Source organism: Mycobacterium sp. TH-M82, assembly GCF_057473605.1.
In genome coordinates this window covers 1-6498 of the sequence record NZ_JBYCKY010000200.1, presented here as the reverse complement: position 1 = coordinate 6498, position 6498 = coordinate 1, and the positions used below count along the sequence as shown (strand labels likewise).

The following is a 6498-nucleotide window of genomic DNA, read 5'->3' as shown; positions in this document are numbered from 1 at the left end:
ACGTCGAACGCCGCGACGATCTTGACATCGCGCACGTGATACGGGCCGAACCGCACGTGCATGAGGCCGGGCACCGACGCCGTGTCGTCGGCGTCGGCGTAGTACTGGATGCCCTGCACCAGCGAGGACGCGCAGTTGCCGACACCGACAATGGCGACGCGCACCTCCGGTACCGCCGCTGGCGTGGTTTGCTCACTCATTTCGACGTTCTCCTCACTTCCACCGATGTCATGCCGTAACCGGGTCGCCGGGCCTTCACCCGGGCTTGCTCACGTCTGTTCGGCTCCGCCTTGCGCGACGCGTTCGGCCGCGATCAGCTCATTGAGCCACTTGACTTCCCGCTCGCTGGACTCCAGCCCGAGCTGGTGCAGCTGACGGGTGTACCGGTCGAACGAGCTGCCGGTCCTCGTCACCGCGTTGCGCAGGCCTTCGCGACGCTCTTCAACCTGGCGGCGACGACCTTCCAGAATGCGCATCCGCGCCGCGGCGGGGGTGCGGTTGAAGAAGGCCAAGTGCACTCCGAAACCGTCGTCGGTGTAATTCTGCGGACCGGTGTCGGCCACCAGCTCGGCGAAGCGCCGGCGGCCGGCGTCGGTCAGCCGGTACACCCGCCGGGCCCGGCGCACCGGGGTACCGGCCGGTGCGGCGTCCTCGACGATCAGCCGCGCGGCCTGCATGCGCCGCAGGGCGGGGTACAGCGAGCCGTAAGAGAAAGCACGAAACGCCCCGAGTAAACCGGTCAGTCGTTTGCGCAACTCGTAGCCGTGCATGGGCGACTCTAACAGAAGTCCCAGGATGGCGAGCTCGAGCACCGAGCCACCTCCTTTGCTGAGCTGCTGCTGGGGCGCTACTGGTCTGCTACTGGTCTGCTACTGGTCCACTACTGGTCCGACGCTTCGCGCCATAGTATCGCGCCGATATAACCGACGCCAAGCTGCGGGTATGGCCGGCGGCCGACGATCGTCACGGTCCGCTGCAGTTCGCCTCTGCGCACGCGACCGCACGTCGTACTCTGGTCACCGTGCGATTGCAGCGACAGGTGGTGGATTACGCGCTTCGGCGCCGCTCCCTGCTGGCTGAGGTGTATTGCGGACGCACCGGGGTGTCCGAGGTGTGTGATGCCAACCCGTATCTGCTGCGCGCCGCCAGATTTCACGGGAAGACCAGTTCGGTGGTGTGCCCCATCTGCCGCAAAGAGCAGCTGACGCTGGTGTCGTGGGTGTTCGGTGACCACTTGGGCGCGGTGTCCGGGTCAGCGCGCACCGCCGAGGAGTTGGTCCTGCTCGCCGCCCGCTACGCGGAGTTCTCCGTGCATGTAGTCGAGGTGTGCCGTACCTGCAGCTGGAATCACCTGGTGAAGTCGTATGTGCTCGGTGCCGCGCGCCCGCCGAGGGGCTCCCCGGGCAGGCGGACAGCGCGCGACGGCGCACGCACGGCCAGTGAATAACCAGGACAGCTCGGGCAATCAGGGTCGGCCGGATACCCAGACCCGGACCGGATCAGCGGTCGGTTGGTCTGCTTCCTCCGACGACGGGTCGACCGCGATCCTTCCGCGCGTGGCCGACGACCTCCCACCGGCTCTGCGGGATCCGATCGAGGCCGTCAAGGCGGCGCTGGAAGCTGGGCCGGAGGAAGGCGAGCAGGCGCTGAGCGGGTCCGGATTCTCGCCGGGGCAGCGTCCGCGGCGAACCGGTGACGGCCATCCGCTGTCCGGTGGACGCCCGCAGCCCGGTCCCGCCCGGCCCAGCGGGGCCGACATCCTCGCGGCGCTGCGGCAGGACCTGCGGCGGCTGAATTGGCGGTGGGTCCGGCGGGGGCTGAGCATCACCGCCGCTGTGCTGTTGGTTCTGCCGGTCGTCACGTTCGCGATGGCCTATGTCGTTGTCGACATCCCCCGGCCCGAGGAAATCCGCACCAATCAAGTGTCGACGATCCTGGCCAGCGACGGCTCCGAGCTTGCCAAAATCATTCCGCCGGAAGGCAATCGCGTCGACATTAACCTTGACCAGGTGCCGATGCACGTGCGAAACGCGGTGCTGGCCGCCGAGGATCGTAACTTCTACTCCAACCCCGGCTTTTCACCGGCCGGGTTTATCCGTGCGATGCGCAACAACGTCTTCGGCGGCGACACGCAGGGCGGGTCGACCATCACGCAGCAGTACGTCAAGAACGCGTTGGTCGGATCGCGGCGCGTCGGGGTGGGCGGACTGATCCGCAAGGCAAAGGAACTCGTCATCGCCACCAAGATGTCCGGGGCATGGTCCAAGGACGAGGTGCTGCAGGCCTACCTGAACATCATCTACTTCGGACGTGGCGCCTACGGCATCGCGGCAGGGGCCAAGGCGTACTTCGACAAACCGGTCTCGCAACTCGACGTCGCGCAAGGAGCGCTGTTGGCGGCGGTGATCCAGCGACCGTCCGCCCTGGATCCCGCGGTCGACCCGGAGCGGGCGGCCATTCGGTGGAACTGGGTGCTCGACGGCATGGTGGAGACGGAGGCATTGTCGCCGAGTGACCGTGCCGCGCAGGTGTTTCCGGAGACCGTGCCGACCGAGCAGGCCCGTTCACAGAACCTGATCACCGGGCCCAACGGTCTGATCGAGCGCCAGGTGATCAAGGAGCTGCTCGGTCTGTTCAACATCGATGAGCAGACGCTGAACACGCAGGGGCTGCAGATCACCACCACCATCGACACCCGCGCCCAGCAGGCCGCCGAGCAGGCGGTGGCGAAGTACCTCGACGGACAGGGCGGGCAAGACGGGCAGAATCCGGACATGCGAGCCGCGGTGGTGGCCATCGACCCGCGCAGCGGGGCCGTGCGGGCCTACTACGGCGGTTCCGACCCCAACGGGTTCGACTTCGCCCAGGCCGGGCTGCAGACCGGGTCGTCGTTCAAGGTGTTCGCGCTGGTGGCCGCGCTGGAGCAGGGCATCGGCCTGGGTTATCAGGTAGACAGCGCCCCGTTGGCCATCGAACACGGCCGGATCAAGATCACCAACGCCGAGGGCGACAGCTGCGGCGTCTGCAATATCGCCGAGGCGCTCAAACGCTCGCTGAACACCGGATACTACCGGTTGATGCTCAAGCTGAAGAACGGTGCGCAGGACGTCGCCGACGCAGCCCATCGGGCCGGCGTCGCTCAGAGTTTCCCCGGCGTAGCGCACACCCTGTCGCAGGACGGCAAGGGCGGTCCACCCGAAGGCGGGGTTGTCCTGGGCCAGTATCAAACCCGGGTGATCGACATGGCGTCGGCGTACGCCACGCTGGCCGACTCGGGCGTTTACCATCCGCCGCACTTCGTGCAGAAGGTCGTCGACGCAGACGGCCGGGTGCTCTTCGACGCCGGCACCGCCGGCACCGCCGACACCGCCGGCGAACAGCGTATCCCCAAGGCGGTGGCCGACAACGTCACAGCGGCCATGGAGCCGATTGCCGGCTGGTCGCGCGGGCACAACCTGGCCGGCGGCCGGCCGTCCGCGGCCAAGACCGGCACCACGCAACTGGGCGACACCGGCGACAACAAGGATGCCTGGATGGTCGGCTACACGCCGTCGCTGGCGACGGCGGTGTGGGTCGGCACCGCCACCGGCGACGAGCCACTGAAAAGTCGGTGGGGCGGACCGGTGTACGGTGCGGGCCTGCCGGCCGACATCTGGAAGGCGACCATGGACGGAGCGCTGAACGGCACCGACATCGAGTCCTTCCCCAAACCGGCCGAGATCGGAGGGTACGCCGGGGTTCCGGCCGCACCGCCGCCTCCGCCACCGCCGCTGGAGGAACCCCCGCCGCCCCCAGAGACCGTCATCCAGCCGACCATCGAGATAGCGCCCGGAGTTGTCATCCCGATCGGACCGCCCACCACCATTCCGATGGTGCCGCCCGGCCCGTCCCAGGTTCTGCCGCCCGGGCCGCCGGCGCCGCCCGGGCCGCCGGAGGCGTCACGGGCGCCGGGCGCGTCGGAGTCCCCGCCGCCCCCGCCAGGGCCGTCGGAGTCCCCGCCACCGCCGCCGCCGTGATCGACCCCGCACCGCGCCGTGTCACTGTGTCGCCGCGGCCGCTCGCCGCTGACCTGCGCAGCGCCGACGGCCGCGACTTTCCCAGCCGCACCGACCCGCTGGGCCACGCGTGCGCGAACACGATCGGCGGGCCGGTCGGCCGCCACGCGCTGATCGGGCGGGCCCGGTTCTGCACGCCGGTACGGGTGATGTTCGCGATCGCCGTGGTCTTCTTGGCGCTGGGGTGGACGACCAAAGCGCCGTGTCTGCAGACCGTCGGAACCGGCCCTCCGGATCAGCGGGTCGCCAACTGGGACCACGAACGGGCCTACTACCAACTGTGCTACTCCGACACGGTGCCGCTCTACGGCGCGGAGCTGTTGAGCCAGGGCAAGTTTCCGTACAAGTCCAGCTGGGTCGAGACCGATCCGTCCGGCAAGCCGCAGACCCGCTACGACGGCCGGCCCGCGGTGCGCTACATGGAATACCCGGTGCTGACCGGGGTCTACCAGTACACGGCGATGGCGCTGGCCAAGACCTACACCGAGGTAACCAAGCTGATCCCGGTGGGATGGGTGAGCAGAGCCGGCGGGGTCGCCGAGGTGGTGGTGTTCTTCGACGTCGCCGCGTTCGGGCTGGCACTGGCGTGGCTGGCTACGGTGTGGGCCACCGCCGGTTTGGCGGGCCGGCGGATCTGGGACGCGGCGCTGGTGGCGGCGTCTCCGCTGGTGATCTTTCAGATCTTCACCAACTTCGACGCGCTGCCAACGGCGTTCGCTATCTGCGGGTTGCTGGCCTGGGCGCGGCGAAGACCGGTCGGGGCCGGCGTGCTGATCGGCCTGGGTGCGGCGGCCAAGCTCTACCCGGCGCTGTTCCTGGGGCCGCTGCTGGTGCTGGGGCTGCGCACCGGACGGTTGCGTGCGGCGGTGAGGACCGCGGTGGCGGCGGCTGCCACCTGGCTGGGAGTGAACCTTCCGGTGCTGGCGCTGTTTCCCCGCGGCTGGTCGGAGTTCTTTCGGCTGAACACCCGCCGCGGCGACGACATGGACTCGGTGTTCAACGTGGTGAAGTCGTTCACCGGGTGGCCGGGTTTCGACGCCGGACTGGGCTTCTGGCAGCCGCCGATAGTGCTCAACACGGTGGTGACGGTGCTGTTCGCGCTCTGCTGTGCGGGGATCGGCTATGTCGCGCTGACCGCGCCGGCCCGGCCACGGTTGAGCCAATTGATATTTCTGGTGGTGGCCGCGTTCCTGCTGACGAACAAGGTGTGGAGTCCGCAGTTCTCGCTGTGGCTGGTGCCGCTGGCGGTGTTGGCCGTGCCGCACCGCCGGGTCCTGCTGGCGTGGATGACCGTCGATGCGCTGGTATGGGTGCCGCGAATGTACTACCTGTACAGCGTCGAAAACCGTGGGCTGCCCGAGCAGTGGTTCACCGCTACCGTGCTGCTGCGTGATGTCGCGGTGCTGGGGTTGTGCGCGTTGGTGATCCGCCAGATCTACCGGCCCGGTCAGGATCTGGTGCGCTGGCACGGCCGGCTGGACGACCCGGCCGGCGGGGTGTTCGACCGGGCGCCCGATTACCCGCCGGTCTGGTTACCCGCCTGGCTGCGGCCGGCCGCGCCCGGCTACGCGCTGGCCGGCCGAAAGTAAGGTGATCGGCGGGCTGCGCCGTCGAGCCCGTGGTGAGGGAGTGGAGCCTGCGGTGAAGCGGGCACGATTTCGCCAGCCGAGTAGGTGTCCGGTAGCCTGAACGCGTTGCCGGCGCAGGCGACCCTCCTGCCACGGGGAACCACACAGCAGTCCGTGGCCGCACACGACCATAGGAGGTGATGAGGTACGCATGCGTCCCTACGAAATCATGGTCATCCTCGACCCCACCCTCGACGAGCGCACCGTGGCACCGTCGCTGGAGGCCTTCCTCAACGTCATCCGCAAGGACGGCGGCACCGTCGACAAGGTCGACATCTGGGGCAAGCGTCGGCTGGCGTATGAGATCGCCAAGCATGCCGAGGGTATCTACGCCGTTGTCGACGTGAAGGCGGCCCCGGCGTCGGTATCCGAACTCGACCGTCAACTCAACCTGAACGAATCCGTGCTGCGCACCAAGGTGATGCGCGTCGACAAGTCGTGACGTCCGGGTGACGGATGTGACTGGGCTGACTAGGCACCGCGTCGTCCGGTGCGTAGGCTCGCCCGAAGACAGGCAATCAACTTCAGGAGGCCCCCGTGGCTGCTGGTGAAACCACCGTTACTGTCGTCGGAAACCTGACCGCGGACCCCGAGCTGCGATTCATTCCGTCCGGCGCGGCCGTGGCGAACTTCACCGTGGCGTCGACGCCACGCATCTATGACCGCCAGAGCGGCGAATGGAAGGACGGCGAAGCCCTGTTCATGCGGTGTAGCGTCTGGCGCGAGGCGGCTGAGAACGTGGCCGAAAGCCTCACCCGCGGAGCACGGGTGGTCGTGACCGGACGGCTGCGGCAGCGCTCCTTCGAGACCCGCGA

General features: G+C 68.3%; 6 protein-coding genes and 1 pseudogene. 5 read left to right on the top strand and 2 right to left on the bottom strand.

Features of this window, described 5'->3' with window-relative positions; translation table 11 throughout:
* A pseudogene (locus tag AC2VON_RS05925) lies at positions 1-200 on the bottom strand (inositol-3-phosphate synthase); the annotation flags it as partial.
* 69 nt (positions 201-269) lie between these two features.
* Positions 270-812 (bottom strand): PadR family transcriptional regulator, encoded by a 543-nt coding sequence (locus tag AC2VON_RS05920; RefSeq protein WP_486952104.1) that lies wholly within the window; start codon positions 810-812, stop codon positions 270-272.
* 209 nt (positions 813-1021) lie between these two features.
* Here AC2VON_RS05920 and AC2VON_RS05915 point away from each other — a divergent pair, with 209 nt between their 5' ends.
* The 5 genes from AC2VON_RS05915 to ssb form a co-directional block, all read left to right on the top strand.
* The gene (locus AC2VON_RS05915) at positions 1022-1447 is read left to right on the top strand and encodes a DUF5318 family protein (protein ID WP_486952103.1); all 426 of its coding nucleotides are present in this window, start codon (positions 1022-1024) and stop codon (positions 1445-1447) included.
* Complete coding sequence (locus AC2VON_RS05910) at positions 1365-4016, top strand: transglycosylase domain-containing protein (RefSeq protein ID WP_486952102.1); 2652 nt, start codon at positions 1365-1367, stop codon at positions 4014-4016. The genes AC2VON_RS05915 and AC2VON_RS05910 overlap by 83 nt, the downstream gene beginning before the upstream one ends.
* Positions 4013-5644, top strand: coding sequence for a glycosyltransferase family 87 protein (locus tag AC2VON_RS05905; protein ID WP_486952101.1), 1632 nt, complete (start codon positions 4013-4015; stop codon positions 5642-5644). The genes AC2VON_RS05910 and AC2VON_RS05905 overlap by 4 nt, the downstream gene beginning before the upstream one ends.
* Before the next feature lie 190 nt (positions 5645-5834).
* Positions 5835-6125: a 30S ribosomal protein S6 gene (rpsF, locus tag AC2VON_RS05900; protein WP_486952100.1), complete on the top strand. Its 291-nt coding sequence runs from the start codon at positions 5835-5837 to the stop codon at positions 6123-6125.
* 95 nt (positions 6126-6220) lie between these two features.
* The coding region (gene ssb, locus AC2VON_RS05895) for a single-stranded DNA-binding protein (RefSeq protein ID WP_486952099.1) at positions 6221-6498 on the top strand (278 nt) is incomplete at its 3' end.